This window comes from Kitasatospora sp. NPDC032757, from assembly GCF_055579305.1.
Genome location: NZ_JBVINN010000009.1, coordinates 149,107 through 171,428, shown reverse-complemented (window position 1 = coordinate 171,428; position 22,322 = coordinate 149,107). Strand labels below are relative to the sequence as shown.

Here is a 22,322-nt window from a genome sequence, read left to right as displayed (position 1 = left end):
CGAGATGTCACGGGCGAAGGGCCGGGTCGAACGCTGCGGCGTCGGCCGTTCCCGCGCGCAGCAACTGGTGGCCGAGATCGACCAAGGCGCGCCCGGCGGCGAACTCGTCACCGACCTCGGGGACGAGTGGGTCGCCCGGGCTGCGCCGTGCGGTGGCGCTGCTGCGGAGCGTGTTGTCGCCGGTGTCGAGAACGGCGTGCACCCGGGTGACGTCGCCCTCCTCGAACAGTTGCAGATGCAGCGTCCACTGCTTCGTCCGGTGCTGCTCGGTGCTGCTGCTGGTGGTCATGACCACCACGTCCCTTCGGTCGCACTCCGGGCCACGGCACCCGCCTGCTGGTTCCGGTCTCGCTTCCATCCTGCTCCGAGCGAGGTGCCCGAGGCTTGGGCCCACCGGCCCCGAATACCTGCCGTACGGCCCGGACGCGCACGTGCCGGCGTTCTCATCGGGTTTCCGCCGACGGCCGGCCCGAGGGGGCCGTCGCGGTTGCCGATCCGCTGGTCAGTGCGCGTCGCCGTGGATCACGACGACCGGGCACGCCGAGTGTTGAACGCAGTACTGGCCCACCGACCCCAGGAGAGCGCCGGTGAATCCGCCGTGCCCTCGGCTGCCGACCACGAGCAACTCGGCTCCCCGTGAACGCTCCGCCAGCACTTCGGCGGCGTTGCCCAGCACAGCCGCCTCGCGCACCTCCACCGGCCGGACCTTTCCGAGGGCATGGGCGACCGCCTGGTCCAGCACTTTCTCGGCGACATGGCCGAGCTCCCGGTCCACCGACATCGGAGCCCGCCCGTACATCGTCGGGAAGCGCCAGCAGATCACCGCATCCACCGTGGTGCCGGTCAGCCGTGCTTGAGTGACCGCCCACCGCAGCGCCTCTTCGGACGACGGAGAGCCGTCCACCCCTACGACGATCCGGTGTGCCGCTGGGGAAACCGTGTCCATCGCGTGCCTCGCTCTCGGACGGCAGAGGGGCGGATCGGTTCGCAGCTGTACGTCCGGGACGGGGCGACGACCCCGTGGGTCATCACGCTGCTGACGGTGCGGTGCTGCACGGTCCTCACTCCTCCTCGCGGGCCTCTGCTCACACTGTCCACCTGCCTCGGCGCCTCTGCCAGGGCCGTCCGGGCCCCATCGGACGGCCGGTGAGGCCCGGACGGCCGCCTCACGGGTGGTCTCAGCGGCCGTTGACGCTGCTGTGGTGCTGCGCGATCTGCTCCGCGATCTGCTCGGCGAGGCTCTCCACGGCGGCCTGGACCGGTGCCGACAGACCTGTCCCGGGGGAGCAGTCCGCTCCCTCCACGGCGTAGACGACCAGCACGCGTGGCAGGCGGTTCAGCTCACGGGCGAGTTCCACGGCATCGCCGAGCCCGAGCCCGTGGGAGCTCGTCGCGCCGTCGGCCCGTGCGAGCCGCCCGTCGGCCAGCTCCAGGCGGTGCACCCGGCCGGGCTGCCCGGGGTGCGCGTGCGCGGCGTCCACGACGACGGCGAGGTCCGCCCCGTCCCAGTGGGAGATCAGCCGGGCCGGGTCGCCATCGCACACCACCAGGACGGCACCACCCGGCAACGGATGCTTCCCGACGCGTTCCGCGAGCCGGCCGACGACGGCCCAGCCGACGCCGTCGTCCCGCCGGTACTCGTTGCCGACGCCGATCACGGTGATCCGGGCACTGCTGTTCACCCGGCCTGCCCTTCCCGCCCGCGGGGCCCGCCAAGCTGCGCAGACGCCGCGGGGGCCCGTACGAGGCGGGGACGGAGCCACTTGGACTACACCGGCATCGTCTCCCCGCGCCCGGAGGCGATGCGCTCCACATACTGGGCAGCACGACGGCATCGGTCCGGGGAGGTTCAGCGGTGACGGACGGCAGCAGTTCCGCGGTGATCGACAAGGACGGCCTGGACACGCTGATCGCGGTCCTCGCCGGTCGCGGCCGTACGGTCGTCGGCCCGACCGTCCGTGACGGCGCGATCGTGCTCGCCGAGATCTCCGGCGGAGCGGACCTGCCCTACGGCTGGGGGGTCGAGCTGGAGGCCGGAACGTATCGCCTCCGCGCCCGCGAGGACGGTGCCGCGTTCGCGCACAGTGCGGGACCGCAGTCGTGGAAGACCTTCCTGCACCCGGCGCGGGTGCGAGAGTGGAGCGCCGACCGTGGCGCCGGCGGCGACCTGGTGCCGGTCGTGGACGACACCGCGCCTCCGGCCTACGCGTTCCTCGGCGTCCGCCCCTGCGACCTGCGGGCCATCGCGATCCAGGACCGGGTGCTGTCCGGCGGCCGGTACACCGATCCCACCTACCGGGGACGCCGTGAGCGTGCCTTCCTGGTGGCGGTGGAGTGCACCGAGCCGGGCGCCACCTGCTTCTGCGTGTCGATGGGGACCGGGCCGGCCGCGGGGCCCGGCTACGACCTGGCGCTGACCGAGGTGGTGGACACCGAGGGCCACCGCTTCCTGGTGCGCGCGGGGAGTGAGGAGGGCGAGGCGGTACTGGCCGAGCTCCCACGCAGCCCCGCCGACGCCGCCACCCGGACAGCGGCCCGCGACCGCGTAGCCGGGGCTGCGGACCGGATGGGCCGCAGCATGCCGCCGGTGGACCTCCAGGTGCTGATGCGCGAGACCCTCACGGCCGAACGCTGGGACGACGTCGCCGCCCGCTGCCTGACCTGTGGCAACTGCACCATGGTCTGCCCGACCTGCTTCTGCACCAGTACCGAGGACGTCACGGACCTGACCGGCGACCACGCCGAGCGCTGGCGGCGCTGGGAGTCCTGCTTCGACCTCGACTTCTCCCACCTGCCGACCGGCCCGGTCCGCGAGTCGCCGCGCAGCCGCTACCGGCAGTGGGCCACCCACAAGCTCGGCACCTGGTTCGACCAGTTCGGCAGCTCGGGGTGCGTCGGCTGCGGCCGCTGCATCGTGTGGTGCCCGGTCGGCATCGACATCACCGAGGAGGCCCACGCGCTCGACCGGGAACGCGAAATCGGGCCTGCCGGGGCGGAGGACCCGTCGTGACGCTCGCGTACCGGGGCTTCCTCGATGCCCTGCCGCCCGGCCGCCGCGACCGGTTGGCCGCCCTCGGCCACGACGTCTCGTTCCCCGCCGGCACCCGCATCTTCGAGGAGGACGGCGTCGCGGACCGGTTCTGGATCATCCGTTCCGGGCTTGTCGCACTGGACGTCCACGTCCCGGGCCGGCGGGCGGCCGTCGTGGAGACTCTCGGCGAAGGCGATCTGCTCGGCTGGTCCTGGCTGTTCGAGCCCTACCGGTGGCATCTGGGGGCGCAGGTCCGTGGCACCGTGCTCGCCGCCGAGTTCGACGCCGAGCGCGTCCGCCTCGCCTGCGCGGGGGACCCGGCGTTCGGCCTGGCGGTGACCCACGGCGTTGCGGCGGTGATCGCTCGCAGGCTGAAGGCGACCCGCACGCGCCTGCTGGACCTCTACGGGCCGCCCGGCGCCGAGCCCGGCGGACCGGCGGCATGACGACTCCCGCCACGGTGGCCCTTTCTGCCGGGGCTCCGTTCCCGTACCGGGTGGCCGTCCGCGAGGCCGAGACACCGGACATGGCCACGATCGTTCTGGAACCCGTCCGCTCGGCCCTGCCGCCCTTCGCGCCCGGGCAGTTCGCGATGGTGTACGCGTTCGGCGTCGGCGACATCCCCCTGTCGGTCAGCGGAATCGACGGACACCGGCTGACGCACACCGTCCGGGCCGTCGGTGCGATCTCCGCCGCGCTGCACGGGGTGAGGGCCGGTGCGACGGTCGGGGTGCGCGGCCCGTTCGGCACCGGCTGGGACCTGCCCGCGGCGACCGGCCGCGACCTGCTGGTCGTGGCCGGCGGCATCGGCCTGGCGCCGCTGCGCCCGCTGGTCCGCTCCGCCCTCGCCGCGCCGGAGGCGTACGGACGGCTGAACGTCCTCATCGGTGCCCGAACCCCCCGCGACCTGCTCTACACCGGGGAGACACGGGCATGGCAGGCGCAGGCCCGGGTGCTGACCACCGTGGACCGTCCCGACACGCTGTGGAAGGGGGAGGTCGGTGTCGTCACGACCCTGCTCGACCGGGCTGCCTTCGATCCGCGGACGGCGACGGCGTTCATCTGCGGCCCCGAGCCGATGATCCGCGCCACCGCGGCGGAGCTCACCCACCGTGGCGTCGGCCCGGACCGGATCAGGGTCTCGCTGGAGCGCACCATGCACTGCGGCACCGGTCACTGCGGGCACTGCCAGCTCGGCCCCCTCCTGCTGTGCCGCGACGGCCCCGTCGTCACCTGGACCACCGCCCGACCACTCCTTGCGGTAAGAGAGTTGTGACATGAAGGCCGAGACCGGCCGGCGCCCGAGCCTCGCAGTCTGGAAGTTCGCCTCCTGCGACGGCTGCCAACTCACCCTGCTGGACTGCGAGGACGAACTCCTCGGCCTCGCCGACCGGGTCGAGATCGCACACTTCCTGGAGGCCTCCAGTGCGAGCGGACCGGGTCCGTACGACCTGTCGCTGGTCGAGGGGTCGGTGACCACCCCGCAGGACGTCGACCGGATCCACCACATCCGCGCCGTCTCGGACCGCCTGGTGACCATCGGCGCCTGCGCCACCGCCGGCGGCGTCCAGGCGCTGCGCAACTACGCGGACGTCGCCGAGTTCCAGGCCGCCGTCTACGCCCGTCCCGACTACATCGCCACGCTCGCCACCTCCACCCCGATCAGCGCGCACGTGCCCGTCGACTTCGAACTGCACGGCTGCCCCGTCGACCGCCGTCAGCTCCTGGAGGTCATCACCGCCCACCTGGCCGGACGCACGCCGGACGTCCCCGCCCACAGCGTCTGCTTCGAGTGCAAGCAGCGCGGCACGGTCTGCGTGACGGTCGCCCACGGCACCCCGTGCCTCGGCCCGGTCACCCACGCCGGCTGCGGCGCCATCTGCCCCACGTTCGGACGCGGTTGCTACGGCTGCTTCGGCCCGAGCAACTCCACCAACTTCCCGTCCTTCGTCCCGTTGCTGCGCCGCGACGGCATGGACACCCTCGACGTGGTGCGGGTGCTGCGCACCTTCAACACCGCCGCCCCCGAGTTCGACGCGGCCGTACGGAAGGAACTGGAAGGGTGACCCACCGCGGCTCCAGGGTGCTGCACGTCGGATCGCTCGCCCGCGTCGAGGGCGAGGGCTCGCTGTACCTGCGGGTCCAGGGCGACGAGGTCGCCGAGGCCCGACTGGCCATCTACGAACCCCCGCGCTTCTTCGAGGCGTTCCTGCGCGGACGCTCCTACACCGAACCGCCCGACATCACCTCGCGGATCTGCGGGATCTGCCCGATCGCCTACCAGCTGAGCGCCTGCCGCGCGATCGAGGACGCCTGCGGCGTCGCCGTGGACGGCCAACTGGCCGCGCTGCGGCGGCTGATCTACTGCGGCGAATGGATCGAGAGCCACACCCTGCACGTCCACCTCCTGCACGCACCGGACTTCCACGGCTGTGACAACGTCGTCGAACTGGCCCGGGCCAGACGCGCCGACGTCGAGCGCGGACTGCGGCTGAAGCAGACCGGCAACGCGATCATCGAGCAGCTCGGCGGCCGGGCCATCCATCCGGTCAACGTCCGCCTCGGCGGCTTCCACCGCGTGCCGAGCAGATCCGAACTGCAGCCGCTGGCCGAGCGGTTGCGCAGGGCCCGCGACGACGCCGCGCTGACCGTGCGCTGGGTGGCCGGATTCGACTTCCCCGACGCAGGGTGTGACCACGACCTGCTCGCCCTGGCCGAACCCGGCGTCTACGCCATCGAATCGGGCACGCCGACCGTCATGGCCGCCCCGCACACCGCCGGAGTGCCCGCCACGAGCCGGCGCCCGCTGCCCACCCGCACCTTCGGAGTCCGCGAGTTCGGCGACCACGTCGTCGAGAGCCAGGTCCCGCACTCCACCGCCCTGCACGCCCGGCTGGACGGCCGCCGCCACCTGACCGGCCCGCTCGCCCGGTACGCCATCAGCGGACGCCTGCTCTCGCCGATCGCCCTCCAGGCCGCTCAGGACGCCGGACTCGGCGACCCCCGGCAGGGCGTCGTCTGCCGCAACCCCTACCGCAGCATCGTCGTCCGGGCGATCGAGGTGCTCTACGCCGTCGACGAGGCCCTGCGCCTCATCGACGCCTACGAACCTCCGCCGCGCCCGTACGTGGAGGTGCCCCCACGTGCCGGCACCGGTCACGGGGCGACCGAGGCGCCACGCGGCCTGCTCCACCACCGCTACACGCTCGATGCCCGGGGGACCGTCACCGATGCGGTGCTGGTCCCGCCGACCGCGCAGAACCAGGACGCGATCGAGGAGGACCTCCGCCGCACCGTGCAGGGACGCCTGCGGGCGGGGGAGCCCACCGACGCCGAGCTGACCACGCTGTGCGAACGGGCCATCCGCAACCACGACCCGTGCATCTCCTGCTCCACCCACTTCCTCGACCTCACCGTCGACCGGACCGGCGGCGGCGCTTGACCGTACTCGGACCGCCCCCCGCCGGGTCACAGCGTCCGACGGCCGTGCCCGGCGGCGATCCGGTGGGCATGGGCGACGATCTCCTCGGCGGCGCGCTCGGTGACGCCCAGCGCGCGATGGAGCTGGTGGGCGCTCCAGCCGTGGCGGGCGAGCAGGACGGCAACCGGGTGATGCCCGTAGACCTCGGCGGGGGGCCGCGGCGGCTCGGGCGCGATGTGCGCGGGCGCCACGGGCGCGGGCGTGCGGCGCCGTACCAGGGCTCTGCGCAGCTCGTCCGCGCCCCAGACGACGAAGGGGAACGGTGTCACGATCGCCAGCTGGGCGGGGCTGAGCGAGGCGGTGCCGAACACGCGGTGCAACGGCGGGAGGTAGACGATCACGGCGGCGAACAGGAGCGAGAACCCGATGCCGACGAGCAACTGGCGGTTGCTGAGGACGCCGATGGAGCGCAGCGAGGCGCGCTCTGTGCGGGCGGCGAAGGCGGTGCCGATCTGGCAGGCGACGATGCCGAGCCAGGTGACCGTGGTGGCCTGCTGGTACGTCAGGTGCAGGGCGGTGCCGGGGCCGGTGGGGTCGCCGGGGTGCCAGCCGCCCAGGGTCAGGGTGAGCAGGAAGCCGCCCATCACCAGGCAGGCCGAGATCAGGCCGAGGAAGCCCCAGGCCCGGGCCAGCATCGAGCGCTGGATCACCTTCTCGCCGCGCGGGCGGGGTGGCCGGTCCATCAGCCCGGGTTCGGCGCGTTCGCGGCCGAGCGCGAGCGCGGGGAGGGTGTCGGTGCCGAGGTCGACGGCCAGGATCTGCATCACCGTGAGCGGGAGCGGGACGGCGCCGCCCGCGAGGGCGAAGACCAGGAACGGCACCACCTCGGGGACGGCGTGGGCGAAGATGTAGACGATGAACTTGCGGATGTTGTCGTACGTCCGCCGGCCGGCCTCGACGGCCGCGATGATCGTGGCGAAGTTGTCGTCGGTGAGCACCATGGTGGCGGACTCGCGGGCGACGTCGGTGCCGGAGCGCCCCATGGCGACGCCGATGTCGGCGCTCCGCAGGGCGGGCGCGTCGTTGACCCCGTCGCCGGTCATCGCGACGGTGTGGCCCTCGGCCCGCAGGGCGTCGGCGATCCGGAGCTTGGCCTCGGGGGAGGTGCGGGCGAAGATCACCTCCTCCCCGCGGGCGAGCAGTGTGTCCAGCTCCCGGTCGCCCATGGCCGTCAGTTCGGTGCCGGTGACGATCCGGGAACCGCGGTGGCCGATGCCGGCCTGACCGGCGATGGCGGCGGCGGTCAGGCCGTTGTCCCCGGTGACGACGTGGACCGTGATCCCGGCGCGGTGCGCGAGCGTGATGGCGCCGGCGACCTCGGGCCGGGCCGGGTCGGCCATCGCGATCAGGCCGATCAGGCACAGGTTCTGCTCGGCCTCCTCACGCCGCTCGGGGGGTGCCTGGCCGGGGGGCAGGGGTCGCCGGGCCACGGCGAGCACCCGCAGCCCCCGGGCGGCCAGGGTGCTGACGGCGTGGACCACCTCGGTCCGGTCGGCCGGTGTGAGAGGCCGCTGCGAACCGTGGTCGAGCAGCCGGTCGGCGTGGGCGAGGACCTCCTCGGGTGCGCCCTTGGTGTGCAGGACGACCGTGCCGTCCTCGGCATCCGCCGTCGTCATCAGCTTGATCCGGGGATCGAACCGGAACAGCGCCCGCCGGTCGAGGTCGCGCTGCTCGGGTGGGCACGCCACTCCGAGCCGGCCGGCCAGATCGAGCAGGGCAAGTTCGGTGGGGTCGCCGTGACCGGCGTCCGGGTGGGCCGTCGTGCAGGCCGCCGCGGCCGCGGTGAGCACCCGGATCTCGGACGGCGCATCCACCGGGGCGTCGACGGCGCACTCGCCGTGCGGCGTCCAGACCGCCGTGGCCAGCATCCGGTTCTCGGTCAGCGTCCCGGTCTTGTCGGTACAGACGACCGTGGTGGAACCGAGCGTCTCGACGGCGGAGAGGCGCTTGACCACGGCCCCGCGCCGGGCCAGGTCGCGGACTCCGGAGGCCAGCGACAGCGTGATGGTCGGGAGCAGACCCTCGGGGACGTTGGCGACGAGCAGACCGATCGCGAAGCTCACCGCGGCGGCGAGCGACAGCCCGGCGGCGAGGCCGATCGGCAGGAAGGCCAGCCCCACGCCGATCGCCACCAGCGCGATCAGCCGGGCGGCCCGCTTGACCTGGCGCTCCAGCGGGCTCTCCTCGCGCCGGGTGCGCTGGCTCAGTGCCGCGATCCTGCCCAGCTCGGTGTGCATCCCGGTGGCGGTGACCACCGCCTGGGCCTGTCCACCGGTACAGGCCGTCCCGGAGAACAGCAGGTCACGGGCGTCCAGCAGCGATCCCTCGACGTCCACCAGCTCCGCCGAGCGGAACACCGGCACCGACTCACCCGTCAGCGCCGAGAGGTCCACCTCCACACCCCCGGACAGCAACCGGGCGTCGGCGGAGATCCGCTCTCCCTCCTCGACCACCAGCACGTCCCCGGGGACCAGTGACGTGGCCGCCACCTCCTGCCGCACGCCCTCGCGGACCACGGTCGCCTGCTCCGGCAGGAAGGAGGCCAGTGCCTCCACCGCATTCTCCGCCTGCTGCTCCTGGGCGAAGGCGAGCGTGGCATTCAGCAGGATCACGGCCACGATCGCCACGGCCAGCGCCGGCGCCCCGCTGACGAAGGCGAGGACCGCGGCGAGCGCCAGAAGCAGGGCGAGGGGGTGGGTGAACTGCTGCGCGAGCTCGCGGGGCCAGCGCCGCCCGCCGCGGCGGGCGAGGGTGTTGGGGCCGTACACGGCCAGACGGCGGGCCGCCTCGCGTTCCGGCAGGCCCCGGCCGGAGGTGCGTAGGTCCCGGAAGAGCAGGGCGACCGGCTCGCGCGGGTCAGGAGCGTCGCGGAGGCCGGGCTCCTGGAGCGCGGCCTGTGGTGCAGTGCCAGGACCGTCGGACCTCATGCGCTCGGCTCGCCGGCCGGCCGGGGCACGGTGACGATCGGACAGTGGGCGTGGTGCAGGAGGCCGTGCGGCACGGAGCCGAGCCGCATGCCGGTGAATCCGCCGTGTCCGCGACGCCCGACCACGACGGCGAGGGCGTGCTCCGAGGCCTTGGCCAGTTCCTCCACCGGGTGGCCGCGGATCACCTCGTGGGTCAGTCTCACGTCGGGGTACCGGTCGGCACGACCGGCAGTGGTCTCGGTCAGCAGCCTCCGCAGCGTCCGGACGGCCGCATGTTCGTCGACCCGGGCGATCAGCTGCGACTGCCACACCCAGATGGCGCGCAGGGCTGCTCCCCGCCGGGCCGCGAGGTCGAAGGCGACGTCGACCGCAGCGGCCGACGACGGGCTGCCGTCCACTCCGACCACGAGGTAGGGCGGGTCCTGGGTGATGTGCTCGGGTTCGCGCACGACGACCACCGGGCAGGTGGCCTGGGCACTGACCGGGACGGCGACCGAGTAGGTGCTGAGGAGTTCTTCCGTGCGGGAAAGCCGGCGCGAGCCGAGTACAACGAGCTCGGCGTGCCGCGACTCCCGGCACAGCACCTGGCCCGGGTTGCCGTCCGTCAGGGTGCTGTTCACCTCCAGGCCGGGGTGCCGTTCGCCGGCGAATGCTGCAGCCTTGTCGAGCATCTGGCGCCCGTTGTTGCGGAGCTCCTCGCGGTAGCGCTTCTCGAAGCCACGCAGATCAGAGCCCGGCTGTGGGACGGCATTGACCAGCAGCAGGGGCAGTTCGCGGCGAGCCGCCTCGTCGCAGGCCCAGGCCGTCGCGAGCTGACCAGGGCCCCTGGCGTCCACGCCGAGGACGATCGGACGACGAATGCTGGCGGACGCCATGGCTCCTCCACCGATGATCACGGGGCGGCCCGAATCGTGGGCCCTCTCCGTACCGTAGGCGCGCACGACACGAGGGTGGCAGGGCCGAGCGGCCCCAAGGCGATGGCCGAGTGCCCCGGTCCGGTGATCCCCGCCCCGCTGAGCCCCCGGAGGACTTCGCTGGCGGACCGGGCGGGAGGAGTGCAGCGTGGGAGGGGATCGAGACACCGGCGGTTCGGCCGGGAGATGCACGAGGTGATCGATCTCAGCCGGCGGGTGCTCCACTCGTCGCGGAATCCCGGACTTCGGAGGAGCAGGCCATGAGATACCCGGTCATTGTGGGAATCGACGGTACGGACGCCAGTCACGACGCCGTCGACTGGGCCTCGGACGAGGCCGGTCTGCGTCGTGTCCCCCTGCACGTCCTGCACGCCTGGCTCGGCGAGACGCTGAACGCGCCGGCCGGGCAGGAGACCAGGCTCACCCGGGACGCCGGCGAGGAGGCGCTCGGAGCGGCGCGTGAACAGGCTGGGCTGCACCGTCCGGGCCTCACGGTCACCACTCAGCTGGTCGACGACTACGCCCGCGACGCCCTGATCGCCGTGTCGGAGGAGGCGGACCTGCTCGTACTCGGCTCGCGCGGTTCGGGCGGGTTCTCACGGCTGCTCGTCGGCTCGACGAGCCTGTACGTCTCGGCTCACGCTCTGTGCCCGGTGGTCGTGGTTCACTCCCCGGACCTCCGCGCGACGGGCGGCGGTGTGCTGGTGGGCGTGGACGGGGAGAGCGACAGCGACGACGTCCTCACCTTCGCCTTCGAGACCGCAAGCAGGCGGCACCTTCCGCTGCAGGCCGTCCATGCCTGGAGCTATCCCCTGGTCAGCGGGCCGGGTCACGCGTTCCCGGCCGTGTACGAGGAGGAGCACGTCGCCTCCGAGCGGGAGCGGCTGCTCGCCGAGGCACTGGCGGGCAGGCGCCGGCAGTACCCCGATGTCGTGGTGACTGAGGTCGCGGTGCGCTCCGGCGCGGCAAAGCTACTGGTGACTCTCTCCGAAGCCCATCAGCTGGTGGTGGTTGGCCGCCACGGCACGGTACGCGGGCCCATGCGGCGGCTCGGCTCGGTGAGCCAGGCCGTCGTACAGCACGCGCACTGCCCGGTCGCGGTGGTGCCGGTGGGATGAGCCGGGTCGTCGGGCCGGGACCGATGCAGGGGCCTCCCGGTCTCGGAGGAGCGGGAAACGAGCCGGGCGCCTTCAACCGGTGCCGTAGCCACCCCCGCCGGGGGTTTCGACCACCAGTACGTCTCCTGCCTCGAGCTCGGCGCGGTCGCAGCCCTCCAGGCGCAGGACGCTGCCGTCGGCGCGCTGCACCCGGTTGGCTCCGAGGGCGCCGGGCGATCCGCCGGCCAGGCCGTAGGGTGCTACCCGCCGGTGTCCGGACAGGAGGCTCACCGTCATCGGCTCGCGGAACCGGATCCGGCGGACCGCTCCGTCGCCTCCGTGCCACCGCCCCGCGCCGCCGCTGCCGTGCCGGACTGCGAACTCCTCCAGAAGGACGGGCAGACGCCATTCGAGTACCTCGGGGTCGGTCAGCCGGGAGTTGGTCATGTGCGTCTGCACCACACTGGCCCCGTCGAATCCGTCGCCTGCTCCGGAGCCGGAGGCGACCGTCTCGTAGTACTGGTGGTGCTCGTTGCCGAAGCTGACGTTGTTCATCGTGCCGGATCCCTCGGCCTGGGCCCCCAGAGCCGCGTAGAGCGCGCCGGTGATCGCCTGTGAGGTCTCGACGTTCCCCGCGACCACGGCGGCCGGGTAGACGGGTGCGAGCATCGAGCCGGCCGGGATGACGATGCGCAGCGGGCGCAGGCAGCCGTCGTTGAGCGGAATGTCGTCGGCGACCAGGGTGCGGAAGACGTAGAGCACGGCTGCGGTGACCACGGAGGACGGTGCATTGAGGTTGGTGTCGAGCTGCGGTGAGGTGCCGGTGAAGTCAACGGTGGCGCAGCGCCGTTCACGGTCGACGGAGATCCGTACCGCGATCACCGCGCCGGAGTCCGTCTCGTAGCGGTAGGCGCCGTCGTCGAGGGAGTCGATGACGCGGCGGACCGCCTCCTCGGCGTTGTCCTGCACGTGCCGCATGTAGGCCTGCACGACGTCCAGACCGAAGTGGTCGATCATCCTGGTGACCTCGTCGACTCCCTTCCGGTTGGCGGCGATCTGCGCCCGCAGGTCGGCGAGGTTGGTTGCCGGGTCGCGGGAGGGATAGGGCGCCTCGGTGAGCAGCTGTAGCGTCTCGGCCTCGCGGAGCCTGCCGTTCTCGACCAGCAGCCAGGTGTCGAAGAGGACGCCCTCCTCGTGGATCTCCCCGCTGTCGGCCGGCATCGAGCCGGGAGTGAGCCCACCGATCTCGGCGTGGTGGCCGCGGGAGGCGACGAAGAAGAGGATCCGCCGGTCAGCTGCGTCGAACACCGGTGTCACCACGGTGATGTCGGGCAGGTGGGTGCCGCCGTGGTACGGGTCGTTGACCGCGTACGCGTCGCCGGGCTTCAGCGCTCCGGCGCGGCGGCGGATCACCTCCTTGACGGTGGTGCCCATGGATCCCAGGTGCACCGGGATGTGCGGGGCGTTGGCGATGAGGTTCCCGTCCGGGTCGAAGAGCGCGCACGAGAAGTCCAGCCGCTCCTTGATGTTGACCGACTGCGCCGTCGACTCCAGCCGTGCGCCCATCTGTTGGGCGATGGCCATGAAGAGGTTGTTGAAGATCTCCAGCAGCACAGGGTCGGCCTCGGTCCCGACGCCGGCCTCGGCGCGTGCGGCCACCCGCTCCGCCAGCAGGTGACCGACCGGCGTCATCGTCGCCTGCCACCCCTCGTCCACCACCGTGGTCGCGCCGGCCTCGGCGATGACCGCCGGCCCGGTCACGGTGTCACCGGGCCGCATCGCCGACCGCTCCAGCAACGGGGCCTCGCGCCAGGCCCCGCACGTGTACAGCCGTACAGCCCCTGCCTCGCTGGTGGAGCCCGGTCCGTCGAGGCGGCCCAGGTCCGGTTGTTCGGTGAGCCCGGTCGCCTCGACCGAGAGGGCCCCGATGACGATCGGACGATCCATCAGGAACGAGTAGGTGGCGCGGTGGCTCGTCTCGAACGCGGCGGCCATGGCATCCGGCTCCGCCAGTTCGACCGAGATGGTGGTGTCGGTACCGTCGTAGCGCAGCTGCGCGCGGCGGGTCACCCGGATCCGCTCGGGTGGTGTCCCCTCGTCGAGCAGCTCCGCGCGCGCCGTCGCTTCGAGGTCGTCCGCGACGGCCTGGACCCGCTGCATCGCAGTCGGTTCGAGCGGGCTCTCCACGGACTGTTCGCGCATGACCGTGGTGTCGGCGAGGCCGATGCCGAGTGCGGAGAGCACCCCGGCCATGGGGGGCACGAGTACGCTGCGGATGCCCAGCGAGTCGGCGACCGCGCAGGCGTGCTGGCCGCCCGCACCGCCGAACGTGGTCAGCACGTACCGGGTGACGTCACGGCCCTGCTGCACGGAGATCCGCTTGACGGCGTTGGCGATGTTCACCACCGCGATCTGGAGGTAGCCCTCGGCGACCTGCTCGGGCGAGCGCCGGTCACCGGTGCGCGCCCGGATCTCGGCGGCGAGCTCGGTGAACCGCCGGCGCACCAGGTCACCGTCGAGCGGCTGGTCGCCGGACGGTCCGAACACGTGCGGGAAGTGCGCGGGCTGGATGCGGCCGAGCATCACGTTGGCATCGGTGACGGTCAGCGGGCCGCCGGCACGGTAGGACGCCGGGCCCGGGTCCGCGCCCGCCGAGTCGGGCCCGACCCTCAGCCGGCTGCCGTCGAAGCGCAGGACGGAACCGCCGCCGGCCGCCACGGTACGGATGGCCAGCATCGGTGCGCGCAGCCGCACCCCGGCCACCTGGCTCGTGGACACCCGCTCGTACTCACCGGCGAAGTGCGACACGTCGGTGGAGGTGCCGCCCATGTCGAAGCCGATGACCTGTTCGAAGCCGGCGAGTTGCGACATCCGCACCATTCCGACAATGCCGCCGGCCGGACCCGAGAGGATCGCGTCCTTGCCGCGGAAGTGGCCCGCCTCCGCGAGGCCGCCGTTGGACTGCATGAACATCAGGCGCACGCCCCGCAGTTCCTCGGCGACCTGCGTGACGTAGCGGCGCAGCACCGGAGACAGGTAGGCGTCGACCACGGCGGTGTCGCCGCGCGGAACCAGCTTCATCAGCGGGCTCGCCTCGCTGGAGAGCGACACCTGCGGGAAGCCGAGCTGCTCGGCGAGGCGGCCGATGGCCTGTTCGTGCGCGGGGTGGAGGTAGCTGTGCAGGCAGACCACCGCCACCGAGCGGATGCCGTCCTCATGGACGCGCCGCAGGTCCTCGCGCAGCCGGTCGAGATCCGGTGCGCGCATCACGGCGCCCTCGGCGGTGATCCGCTCGTCGACCTCGATCACGCGCTCGTAGAGTGGCTCGGGCAGGGTGATCCGACGGTCGAAGATGCGTGGCCGGTTCTGGTCGCCGATGCGCAGCGCGTCGCCGAAGCCGCGGGTGATCACCAGGGCGGTCCGCTCGCCTTTGCGTTCCAGCAGGGCGTTGGTGGCCACCGTCGTGCCCATCCGCACCACGTCGATCCGGGCCTCGGCCAGTGGCCGGTCCGCGGGCAGGCCGAGCAGGGCGCGGATCCCCGCCACCGCGGGATCACGGGTGGGACCGCCGCTCCCGGCCGAGCCCTGGGGGCGCCCCGGGGCGTGCGACAGCAGCTTGTGCGTCATCAACCGGCCGTCCGGGCTCAGCCCGACGACGTCGGTGAAGGTGCCCCCACGGTCGACCCAGAACTGCCAGCCCCTGTGTTCCACGCCCGGCTCCCTCCGCCGCCCGGCGCGATGGCCGTTTCCGCAGCGTGTCGTGGTCGAGTATCCGGCCGGGCGATCAAGCACCGCAAACGCGACATACTGGGGATGTGTCGGCTTCCTCCGGACGGAGGTGACGGGTCATGGTGGCCACCACGGTCGGCGTCTACCGGGAAACGGCACCGGGTGAGCGGCGGGTCGCGCTCGTCCCCGGCCTCGTCAGTACCGTCAGAGCCCTCGGCCTGGACGTCATGGTCGAGAGCGGCGCCGGCGAAGCGGCCTGGTTCCCCGACGACGACTACACCAGGGCCGGCGCCGACATCGTCTCGCGCGGCGAACTGTTCCGCCGCGCGGACGTCCTCGTCGGCGTCCAGGCCCCCAACGTCGGGCTCCCCGGCCCGTTCCGGAGCGGGCAGACGCTGGTGGCGCTCCTGCGGCCCACCCGGATCCCCTTCCTGGTCCGCCGCTGGGCGGACGAGGGGGTCACCGCGATCAGCCTCGACCTGGTCCCGCACGCGCTGAGTGGCGCGTACCCGGTGGACGCCGGCGCGTCCCAGGCCAGGATCGCCGGCTACCGGGCAGTCCTCCTCGCGGCAGGTCTCCTGAGCCGCTGCCTGTCGCCGTGGGGCTCGGCCGCGGCGGTCTTCGCACCCGTACGGGTACTGGTCGTGGGAGCCGGAGCCGCCGGGCTGCAAGCGATCGACACAGCCCGCCGCCTCGGCGCGGTCGTCCGTGCCCACGACCTACGTCGCCGTCCACGGGAGGAGATCACCGCCCTGGGCGGCACCCTCCTCGATCTCCCCGGTCTCCGGCCGGCCGCCGACGATGCGGAATTCGTCCGGGCGCTCGACACCGAGCGGGCCGCGCTGCGCCGGGGCCTGGCTGCGGTGCTCCCCCTCTTCGACATCGTCATCGCGGCGGTCGAGCCCCCCGGCCGGCCCGCGCCGACCCTGATCACCACCCGGGCCGTCCGGGCCATGCGTCCCGGTTCGGTCGTCGTCGACCTGACGGCCGGACCACCGGGCGGGAACGTCGAGTCCGCCGATCCGGACACCGCAACCCTGGTCGGTGACCGGGTCACGGTGATCGGTGCGGGCAACCTTGCGGCACAGGTCCCGACGACCGCGTCGACCGCCTACGCTCACAACGTCGCCGCGTTGCTCGAACGCCTGACGCACGGGGGATCCCTGACGATCGATCCGGCCGACCCCCTCCAGGCCGCAGTCGTGGTGACCCACCACGGCAGCGTTCTGCACGCTCCCACCTGGCAGCTGATCCTCGACGCGATCGCCGTGGCCGGTCTGCCCTGACCCGACGGGCCGCCTTCTCCCGCCCGATCCGGCCGCCACCATCCACTCACCTGCGCCGCCTCGAGGCCCGGCCGCTTCCCGCAGGGCCGCCGAGCACGGGCGACGATCGCGGCTCAGGAGCGGGCATCGGGACAGCCGGGCCGTGGTCCCGGTTGTCGTTCAGCCGGTCGGCACGGAGCCGGCGAAGAAGGCCGCGTGGCGGGCCATGGATACGGCGTGGCTCGCGCACCGCTCGTAGCAACAGCTCAGCAGCGTCGCGTCGGCGACGTCACCGGGATCGGCCTGGTCGGCTTCGGAGAGCATCTGGTCATACAGCAGCCGCTGGCGCTGGGCGATCTCGTGCATGTCTCCGAGAAGGTCGGCGACGGTCTCGGATTCTGTGGATTCCAGCACGTCACCCGCCTTGCCGACCATGTTCAGGGCGAGGTTGCCCATGCCCCGCAAGGGGAGCCGCAGCCGTGCCGGCAAGGGCTGCCCCGACTGCCGTGCCCAGGCGAGCTCGACCAGCTGCCGGGCAAGGGCCGCCAGGCATTCCACGTCGGTGCCGACGTGGACGCCGACGACGATCGCGTGCACGTCAGCCGTCGGCGAACCGTCCGGCAGCACGGCCGAAGCGTCGTCCTCGATCTCCTCGCGGAGCTCCCGCAGCGCCTTCTCGGCGGCCGTCGCGTTCTCGGCGGCCGTGTCGGCCGTGTCGAGCAAGGCAGCAGTGGCTTCGCCCAGCGCCTTGTGCGCGAGCCGGATCATCGCGGCCAGGTCTCCGAGCAGCCGGCCTGACCGGCACTGGCCGGTCTCGGACATCCGCCACCTCCTGCTCCGGGGACACCAGCCCCCTCGCCGACCGCATTCGCGCGGTGGGGTCCCTGCCGGGAGGGAGGGCGTCGACCGCCAGAGCGTACGCCGTGTCCCATGCCTCCCTTCAAGTCTCACACCGCTCCCGCGGGCGGCAAGGTGGAGGACAGGTCCACGCCCGGGGCCGGCGATGCGAGCACGACCTGATGGCCAGGGCCGGCCGGCCCCGGGAACAGGGCGAGCGGCCCTGGCCCCGGTGCCCTGCGCGGGACCACCCTGGACCTGTCGGCCGTACCGGCCAGCAGCCACATCAGGCACTCACAGGAGGACCGCGATGAAGAAGCAGAGGATCCTGGTGGCCTACGGCAGCAAGCACGGCGCCACCACCGGCATCGCCCGGGAGATCGGTCGCACGTTGGAGCAGGACGGGTTCGACACGGACGTCGTCCCCGCCTCGGACGTCCAGGACGTGACGCCGTTCGACGCCGTCATCCTCGGCAGCTCGCTCTACGCAGGCCACTGGCAGCGCGACGCCCTGAGCTGCGCCGATCGCAATGCCGAGGCACTGGCCCACCGCCCGGTCTGGCTGTTCAGCAGCGGTCCGGTGGACAGCTCCGCCGAGCAGCACGAGATCCCGCCGGTGCCCGGCGCGGCCAAGGCGATGGCGCACCTGCACGCCCGCGGGCATGTCACCTTCGGCGGCAGCCTCACCTCCGAAACCCCCGGCTGGATCGCCCGCACCCTGGTCAGGCACGGCAAGGGCGGCGACTTCCGGAACCCGGAGCACATCCAGACCTGGGCCCACGAGATCGGGAACGAGCTGCGCTCCCAGGGCTCGGCGTGACACCGAGGAGGGAAGGAGCGCGTTCATGCCCGCCTCGGAGCCGGCGATCGAGATCGCCTCGCTGACCAAGCGCTACGGGCGGACGGTCGGCGTCGAGCAGCTCGACCTCACCGTGGCCGCCGGCGAGGTCTTCGGCTTCCTCGGGCCGAACGGGGCCGGCAAGACCACCACGCTGCGCTGCCTGATCGGCCTGCTACGGCCCACCGCGGGGCGGATCCGAGCGCTGGGCCTGGACCCCGTCACGGACCACCGCCGACTCGCCCCCGCACTCGGCTATCTGCCCGGCGAGCTGCGCCTCTACCCCGAACTGACCGGACACCAGACCCTCCAGCTGCTCGCAGATCTGCAGGGCGCCCCCACACCCCGCCGGGAAGAGCTGAGCGAGCGCCTCGCCCTGTCGGCGTCCGTGCTGGGCCGAACCGTGCAGGAGTACTCGCGCGGTATGAAGCAGAAGCTCGGCCTGGTCCAGGCGCTCCAGCACGATCCCGATCTCGTGGTGCTGGACGAACCGACGGAGGGCCTGGACCCGCTGGTCCAGGAGACCTTCTTCGAACTACTGGCCGAGGTGCAGGCGACAGGTCGCACCGTGCTGCTCTCCAGCCACGTCCTGCCAGAGGTGCAGCGGACCTGCGGCCGGGTGGCGATCATCCGGGACGGGAGGCTGGTGACCGTGCAGAGCGTCGCGGCGTTGCGTGAGGCACGGGCACGGAAGATCCGGCTGACCTTCACCGACGGCCGCGGGCCGCGCCCGCTCGGCGGGGCGGAGCAGTGGTCGCCGCGCTGGAAGGGCGACCAGGTCGAACTCCTGGTGCCGCCCCGCGAGGTGGTGGGCGCGCTACGCGGCCTGCTGGCCCTGCCGGTAGCCGACCTGGCGGTGGAGGAGGCAGGCCTTGAGGAGGCGTTCCTCGACCTCTACCGGGACGCCGACGCGGGGCCACGGCCGTGAGGAGCCGCTTCCCACTGCTCAGGCTGGCTCTGTACCGGCGTCGGCGGATGCTGGTCGCCCTGGTCCTGGGCGTGGTCGTGTTCGAGACCCTCATCGTGGTCATCGCCGACACGCTCTCCCCGGCCCAGCTCTTCGCCGGCGGCGGACGCACACCGCCGAGCGCGTTCCGGGCGTTCAGCGGCTCCAGCGGGGACGTGTCGATCGCCAGCTACCCCGGGCTGCTCGGCGCCGGGCTCGCCCACCCGTTCTGGATCGCGATCCAGCTGACCGCCATCGGCTCGCTGGCGGCGGCGGCCGTCGCGGCCGACGTGGAGTCGGGGACGATCGAGCTCCTGATGGCCCGGCCCGTCTCCCGCAACCGGCTGCTGGCCGAACGGACGGCGGCAGTGGCGGCCGCCTCGGTGCTGCTCAACATCGCGGCCACTCTCACCATGGCGGTCGGGGTCACACTGTCCCCGCAGCTGCACCGGGCTGTCCCGATCAGCGGCGTGTTTGCGGCCGGGCTGCTGGGCTGCGCCTTCACGCTGTGCCTCACCGGCCCGGCACTGGCCGTGTCCGCGGCGGGCCGTCGCCGGTCCCAGGTGGTCGGTGCCACGATCGCGTTCGGCGCGGTCGGGTTCGCCGTGAACTTCATCGCGCTCGCCTGGTCGAAGGCCGCTCCGCTGCGTTACCTCAGCCCGTTCCACTACTACACGCCGGGTGACGCGCTCGCCCACGGCGCCGTGCCGTGGATCTCCGTGGGCGTGCTCGCCGCAGTCGGTCTGACCGGGATCGCGGCGGCCTTCGGGCTCCTGGCCCGTCGGGATCTCGCTCCCTGATGTGTCAGGTGCCCTCGACCCCCGGACGTTCGGGAACGTCTCCTGCTGCCCGGCGAAGCGCGCCTCGGGAAGATCCTCCGCGGTCGCACTGCTGCGCACCGCCACGTCGGGGTCGGTCCGTCCCGCCCCGTGCGCCAGTTGCTCGTATCCTGCGGTCGGCTCCCGCTCCGACTCGGTCGGCAGGGCGGTGGCCAGCACGGCAGCGCGTACCGCGGCGCCGACCTCGGCGAGCTCCGCGCCCGCGTGCAACCGGTCGACGTGCGAACGATCCGTCCGCCCGGCCCGCCGGTGGCCAGGAACTCCCAGTAGGCGTCCGACGTCGTGGCAGACCCGTCCGGCACCGGGACGCCCTCCGGCACGAGGCGTCCGATCAGCGCGCCCGGAGAGGAGTTCTTGCCCGACCACGCCGACATCCTCACGCCGAAGGCCGGCGTGCCGGATCACACGGCGCATCGCTGCTCCCAGGGTTCAGTACGGAGGCGGACAGCCAGGTGAAGCGCGAAACGGAGCGGCGCCGTGACGGCATTGCCGAGCGGTCTCAGATCCCCGACACGGTGCATCGCCCGCCATCTCCGGCACACCACCGGGGTGCCTCGCCTGCCAGGGCCGACCGGCCCACCCCCTCGGTACCGGGCAGCCCTGGCCTCACCCCGGAGTCGGACGCTCTCCTGGAGACCAGGAGGAATTCCGAGGGAGGCGCACCATGTCGACCATCGAGGTCCCTTACGAGCAGTGCCTGATGAACACCCGGTGCGGCCGGACCCTCGCGGTCTCCCGGTACGCCCCCGGGGTGCTGCCACTCGGCCTGGGGCGCATCGTCCTCGACACCGCCTGCGAGCCGTACGACCGCAACGAGGTGTGGGCGCCGCTGACGCCCGCCGAGGCCAGGGAACTGGCCACGCTGCTCATGCGGCAGGCCGACGCGCTCGACCGGCCGCGGTCCGGCGTGGCCGGCCACACGGAAGCCGTCGCCGTTCGCGAGGACGCGTACTCCATCAGGACCAGGAGACGTCTCCTGACAGTCGATCAACCCGTGGCCGCCGGTGGAACGGACACGGGGCCGACGCCGGTGGAACTCGTGGTCGCCGGCCTTGCCGGCTGCGCCGCGCACTACGCCGGACGCTACCTCGACCGCCACCGTGTCCCTCGGGAGGGCTTGCGGGTCACCGCCGAGCACACCATGGCCTCCGGCGGGCCCGCCCGGGTCGCGGCGGTCACTGTCGGTGTGACGGTCCCCGCCCTGCCGCCCGAGCGCGCGGAGGTGCTGCTCGCCGTCGTCAGGCACTGCACCGTCCACACGACCCTCCAGCACCCGCCCGAGATCTCGATGACCCTGGAGCAGGAGCGATGCGAGTCGCCGACCTGATGATCACCCCGCCTGTCGCCGTGCTGCCACACGCCACCGCACGGCAGGCAGCCCGCCGCATGGACGAGGAGGCGGTCGGCTGCGTGCTGGTCGCCGACCGTGACGCCCTCCACGGCATCCTCACCGACCGCGACCTGGTCGTCCGGGTGCTGGCCCCGGGCACCGACCCGGAGACACCGGTGTCCGAGCTCATGTCCGCCCCCGCCGTCACGGTGGACGTGACCGACGATCCGGAGGCCGCCTACCGGGCCTTCCGTCGAACCGGGGTGCGGCGACTGCCCGTGCTGGACGGGCACCGGCTGGTCGGGCTCCTCGCCGTCGACGACCTCCTCCTCGACGTCCTGCAGCGCCTTTCCGACCTGCTGGGGCCGGTCTCCTTCAGCGCTCTCCGGGAAGGCCGCGCCGGCCCCGCAGCACACCCCCCGATCCCCTCAGGAGCACGCCATGACGCGCCAGTGGAACACCGTCGGTGAGGTGATGACCCACGCCGTCGTCGCCGTGGGCCGCGATGCGACCTTCCGAGAGGTCCTGGACACACTCCAGCAGTGGAAGGTCAGCGCCGTGCCCGTCCTCGCCGGTGACGGCCGGGTGATCGGCGTCGTCTCCGAGGCAGACCTGCTGACGACCCAGGACCGGGAACCCGAACGCGTCGAGGGGTTCACCGCCGGCCAGATGATGTCGGATCCGGCCGTCACCGTGCACGCGGACAGCCCGACGGCGGAAGCCGCCCGGGCCATGGCCCGCGGCCACCTCAAGCGGCTCCCCGTGGTCGACGAGGAAGGCTTCCTGGTCGGCATCGTGAGCCGCGGCGACCTGCTCAAGATCCACCTGCGGACCGACGAGGATCTCGCCGGCCAGGTGAAGTTCGAACTCCTCGCAGCGCTCCACCCCACGCAGGCCGCGACAGTCGACGTCCGGGCGGAGGAGGGCAGGATCACCCTGACCGGCACTCTGTCCGATGCCTCGACCCTCCCCGTCCTGGAGCGTCTGGTCCGGGCCGTCCCCGGAGTGGTGGAGGTCGACGTCAGGGCTGTCGCCCCTGCCTGACGTCCTTGGGCGGCGGCCATGCCGTGTATGTGCCCCCACCGGCG

General features: G+C 72.8%; 20 protein-coding genes and 1 pseudogene. 13 read left to right on the top strand and 8 right to left on the bottom strand.

Annotated elements, in window-relative coordinates; all coding sequences use genetic code 11:
- Positions 1–7 precede the first annotated feature (7 nt).
- From ACZ5WK_RS14465 to ACZ5WK_RS14455, 3 genes are all read right to left on the bottom strand, one after another.
- Positions 8–289 carry a dsRBD fold-containing protein gene (locus ACZ5WK_RS14465; RefSeq protein WP_465547655.1) on the bottom strand — a complete coding sequence of 94 codons (282 nt, stop codon included), beginning with the start codon at positions 287–289 and terminating at the stop codon, positions 8–10.
- 213 nt (positions 290–502) lie between these two features.
- Positions 503–946, bottom strand: a complete 444-nt coding sequence (locus ACZ5WK_RS14460) for a universal stress protein (protein WP_465547654.1) — start codon at positions 944–946, stop codon at positions 503–505.
- A 232-nt stretch (positions 947–1,178) separates the two neighbouring features.
- Positions 1,179–1,682 carry a hydrogenase maturation protease gene (locus ACZ5WK_RS14455; RefSeq protein ID WP_465547653.1) on the bottom strand — a complete coding sequence of 168 codons (504 nt, stop codon included), beginning with the start codon at positions 1,680–1,682 and terminating at the stop codon, positions 1,179–1,181.
- 173 nt (positions 1,683–1,855) lie between these two features.
- On the opposite strand from ACZ5WK_RS14455, the gene ACZ5WK_RS14450 reads away from it, so the two are divergent.
- The 5 genes from ACZ5WK_RS14450 to ACZ5WK_RS14430 are packed head-to-tail and all read left to right on the top strand — an operon-like array spanning position 1,856 to position 6,473.
- The gene (locus tag ACZ5WK_RS14450) at positions 1,856–3,010 is read left to right on the top strand and encodes a 4Fe-4S dicluster domain-containing protein (RefSeq protein WP_465547652.1); all 1,155 of its coding nucleotides are present in this window, start codon (positions 1,856–1,858) and stop codon (positions 3,008–3,010) included.
- Complete coding sequence (locus ACZ5WK_RS14445) at positions 3,007–3,477, top strand: Crp/Fnr family transcriptional regulator (RefSeq protein WP_465547651.1); 471 nt, start codon at positions 3,007–3,009, stop codon at positions 3,475–3,477. Before ACZ5WK_RS14450 ends, ACZ5WK_RS14445 begins: the two co-directional genes overlap by 4 nt.
- Complete coding sequence (locus ACZ5WK_RS14440; RefSeq protein WP_465547650.1) at positions 3,474–4,307, top strand: FAD/NAD(P)-binding protein; 834 nt, start codon at positions 3,474–3,476, stop codon at positions 4,305–4,307. The genes ACZ5WK_RS14445 and ACZ5WK_RS14440 overlap by 4 nt, the downstream gene beginning before the upstream one ends.
- Position 4,308: 1 nt before the next feature.
- Positions 4,309–5,097: an NADH-quinone oxidoreductase subunit B family protein gene (locus ACZ5WK_RS14435; RefSeq protein ID WP_465547649.1), complete on the top strand. Its 789-nt coding sequence runs from the start codon at positions 4,309–4,311 to the stop codon at positions 5,095–5,097.
- Positions 5,094–6,473 carry a Ni/Fe hydrogenase subunit alpha gene (locus ACZ5WK_RS14430; RefSeq protein ID WP_465547648.1) on the top strand — a complete coding sequence of 460 codons (1,380 nt, stop codon included), beginning with the start codon at positions 5,094–5,096 and terminating at the stop codon, positions 6,471–6,473. The genes ACZ5WK_RS14435 and ACZ5WK_RS14430 overlap by 4 nt, the downstream gene beginning before the upstream one ends.
- A 26-nt stretch (positions 6,474–6,499) precedes the next feature.
- Here ACZ5WK_RS14430 and ACZ5WK_RS14425 read toward each other — a convergent pair whose 3' ends face one another.
- Together ACZ5WK_RS14425 and ACZ5WK_RS14420 are read right to left on the bottom strand one after the other, a co-directional pair.
- Complete coding sequence (locus ACZ5WK_RS14425; protein WP_465547647.1) at positions 6,500–9,439, bottom strand: cation-translocating P-type ATPase; 2,940 nt, start codon at positions 9,437–9,439, stop codon at positions 6,500–6,502.
- Positions 9,436–10,314 (bottom strand): universal stress protein, encoded by an 879-nt coding sequence (locus ACZ5WK_RS14420; RefSeq protein ID WP_465547646.1) that lies wholly within the window; start codon positions 10,312–10,314, stop codon positions 9,436–9,438. Before ACZ5WK_RS14420 ends, ACZ5WK_RS14425 begins: the two co-directional genes overlap by 4 nt.
- A 299-nt stretch (positions 10,315–10,613) precedes the next feature.
- Here ACZ5WK_RS14420 and ACZ5WK_RS14415 point away from each other — a divergent pair, with 299 nt between their 5' ends.
- On the top strand, positions 10,614–11,471 hold the full coding sequence (locus ACZ5WK_RS14415) for a universal stress protein (RefSeq protein WP_465547645.1): 858 nt from the start codon (positions 10,614–10,616) through the stop codon (positions 11,469–11,471).
- Between the two features lie 72 nt (positions 11,472–11,543).
- On the opposite strand, the gene ACZ5WK_RS14410 is transcribed toward ACZ5WK_RS14415, so the two are convergent.
- Positions 11,544–15,161, bottom strand: coding sequence for a hydantoinase B/oxoprolinase family protein (locus ACZ5WK_RS14410; protein ID WP_465547644.1), 3,618 nt, complete (start codon positions 15,159–15,161; stop codon positions 11,544–11,546).
- 137 nt (positions 15,162–15,298) lie between these two features.
- Between ACZ5WK_RS14410 and ACZ5WK_RS14405 the strand changes: the two genes are divergently transcribed.
- Positions 15,299–16,465, top strand: a complete 1,167-nt coding sequence (locus tag ACZ5WK_RS14405; RefSeq protein ID WP_465547643.1) for a Rossmann-fold NAD(P)-binding domain-containing protein — start codon at positions 15,299–15,301, stop codon at positions 16,463–16,465.
- 159 nt (positions 16,466–16,624) lie between these two features.
- Here the strand turns inward: ACZ5WK_RS14405 and ACZ5WK_RS14400 are convergent, their stop codons facing one another.
- Positions 16,625–17,266, bottom strand: coding sequence for a PhoU domain-containing protein (locus ACZ5WK_RS14400; RefSeq protein ID WP_465547642.1), 642 nt, complete (start codon positions 17,264–17,266; stop codon positions 16,625–16,627).
- Positions 17,267–17,591: 325 nt separating this feature from the next.
- On the opposite strand from ACZ5WK_RS14400, the gene ACZ5WK_RS14395 reads away from it, so the two are divergent.
- The 3 genes from ACZ5WK_RS14395 to ACZ5WK_RS14385 are packed head-to-tail and all read left to right on the top strand — an operon-like array spanning position 17,592 to position 19,865.
- A complete protein-coding gene (locus ACZ5WK_RS14395; RefSeq protein ID WP_465547641.1) occupies positions 17,592–18,101 on the top strand; it encodes a flavodoxin domain-containing protein in 510 nt (169 codons plus the stop codon).
- 25 nt (positions 18,102–18,126) lie between these two features.
- The gene (locus ACZ5WK_RS14390; protein ID WP_465547640.1) at positions 18,127–19,047 is read left to right on the top strand and encodes an ABC transporter ATP-binding protein; all 921 of its coding nucleotides are present in this window, start codon (positions 18,127–18,129) and stop codon (positions 19,045–19,047) included.
- 47 nt (positions 19,048–19,094) lie between these two features.
- Entirely contained in the window at positions 19,095–19,865 is a 771-nt protein-coding gene (locus ACZ5WK_RS14385) for an ABC transporter permease subunit (protein ID WP_465547639.1), read from the top strand.
- 27 nt (positions 19,866–19,892) lie between these two features.
- Here the strand turns inward: ACZ5WK_RS14385 and ACZ5WK_RS14380 are convergent.
- Positions 19,893–20,318 (bottom strand): annotated as a pseudogene (locus ACZ5WK_RS14380) (PEP/pyruvate-binding domain-containing protein); the annotation flags it as partial.
- A gap of 250 nt (positions 20,319–20,568) precedes the next feature.
- Between ACZ5WK_RS14380 and ACZ5WK_RS14375 the strand changes: the two are divergent.
- Genes ACZ5WK_RS14375 through ACZ5WK_RS14365 form a run of 3 tightly spaced genes read left to right on the top strand, consistent with a single transcriptional unit; the run spans position 20,569 to position 22,278 of the window.
- Complete coding sequence (locus tag ACZ5WK_RS14375) at positions 20,569–21,231, top strand: OsmC family protein (RefSeq protein WP_465547638.1); 663 nt, start codon at positions 20,569–20,571, stop codon at positions 21,229–21,231.
- The gene (locus tag ACZ5WK_RS14370) at positions 21,213–21,704 is read left to right on the top strand and encodes a CBS domain-containing protein (RefSeq protein ID WP_465547637.1); all 492 of its coding nucleotides are present in this window, start codon (positions 21,213–21,215) and stop codon (positions 21,702–21,704) included. Before ACZ5WK_RS14375 ends, ACZ5WK_RS14370 begins: the two co-directional genes overlap by 19 nt.
- Positions 21,676–22,278, top strand: coding sequence for a CBS domain-containing protein (locus tag ACZ5WK_RS14365; RefSeq protein WP_465547636.1), 603 nt, complete (start codon positions 21,676–21,678; stop codon positions 22,276–22,278). Before ACZ5WK_RS14370 ends, ACZ5WK_RS14365 begins: the two co-directional genes overlap by 29 nt.
- Positions 22,279–22,322: the final 44 nt, after the last annotated feature.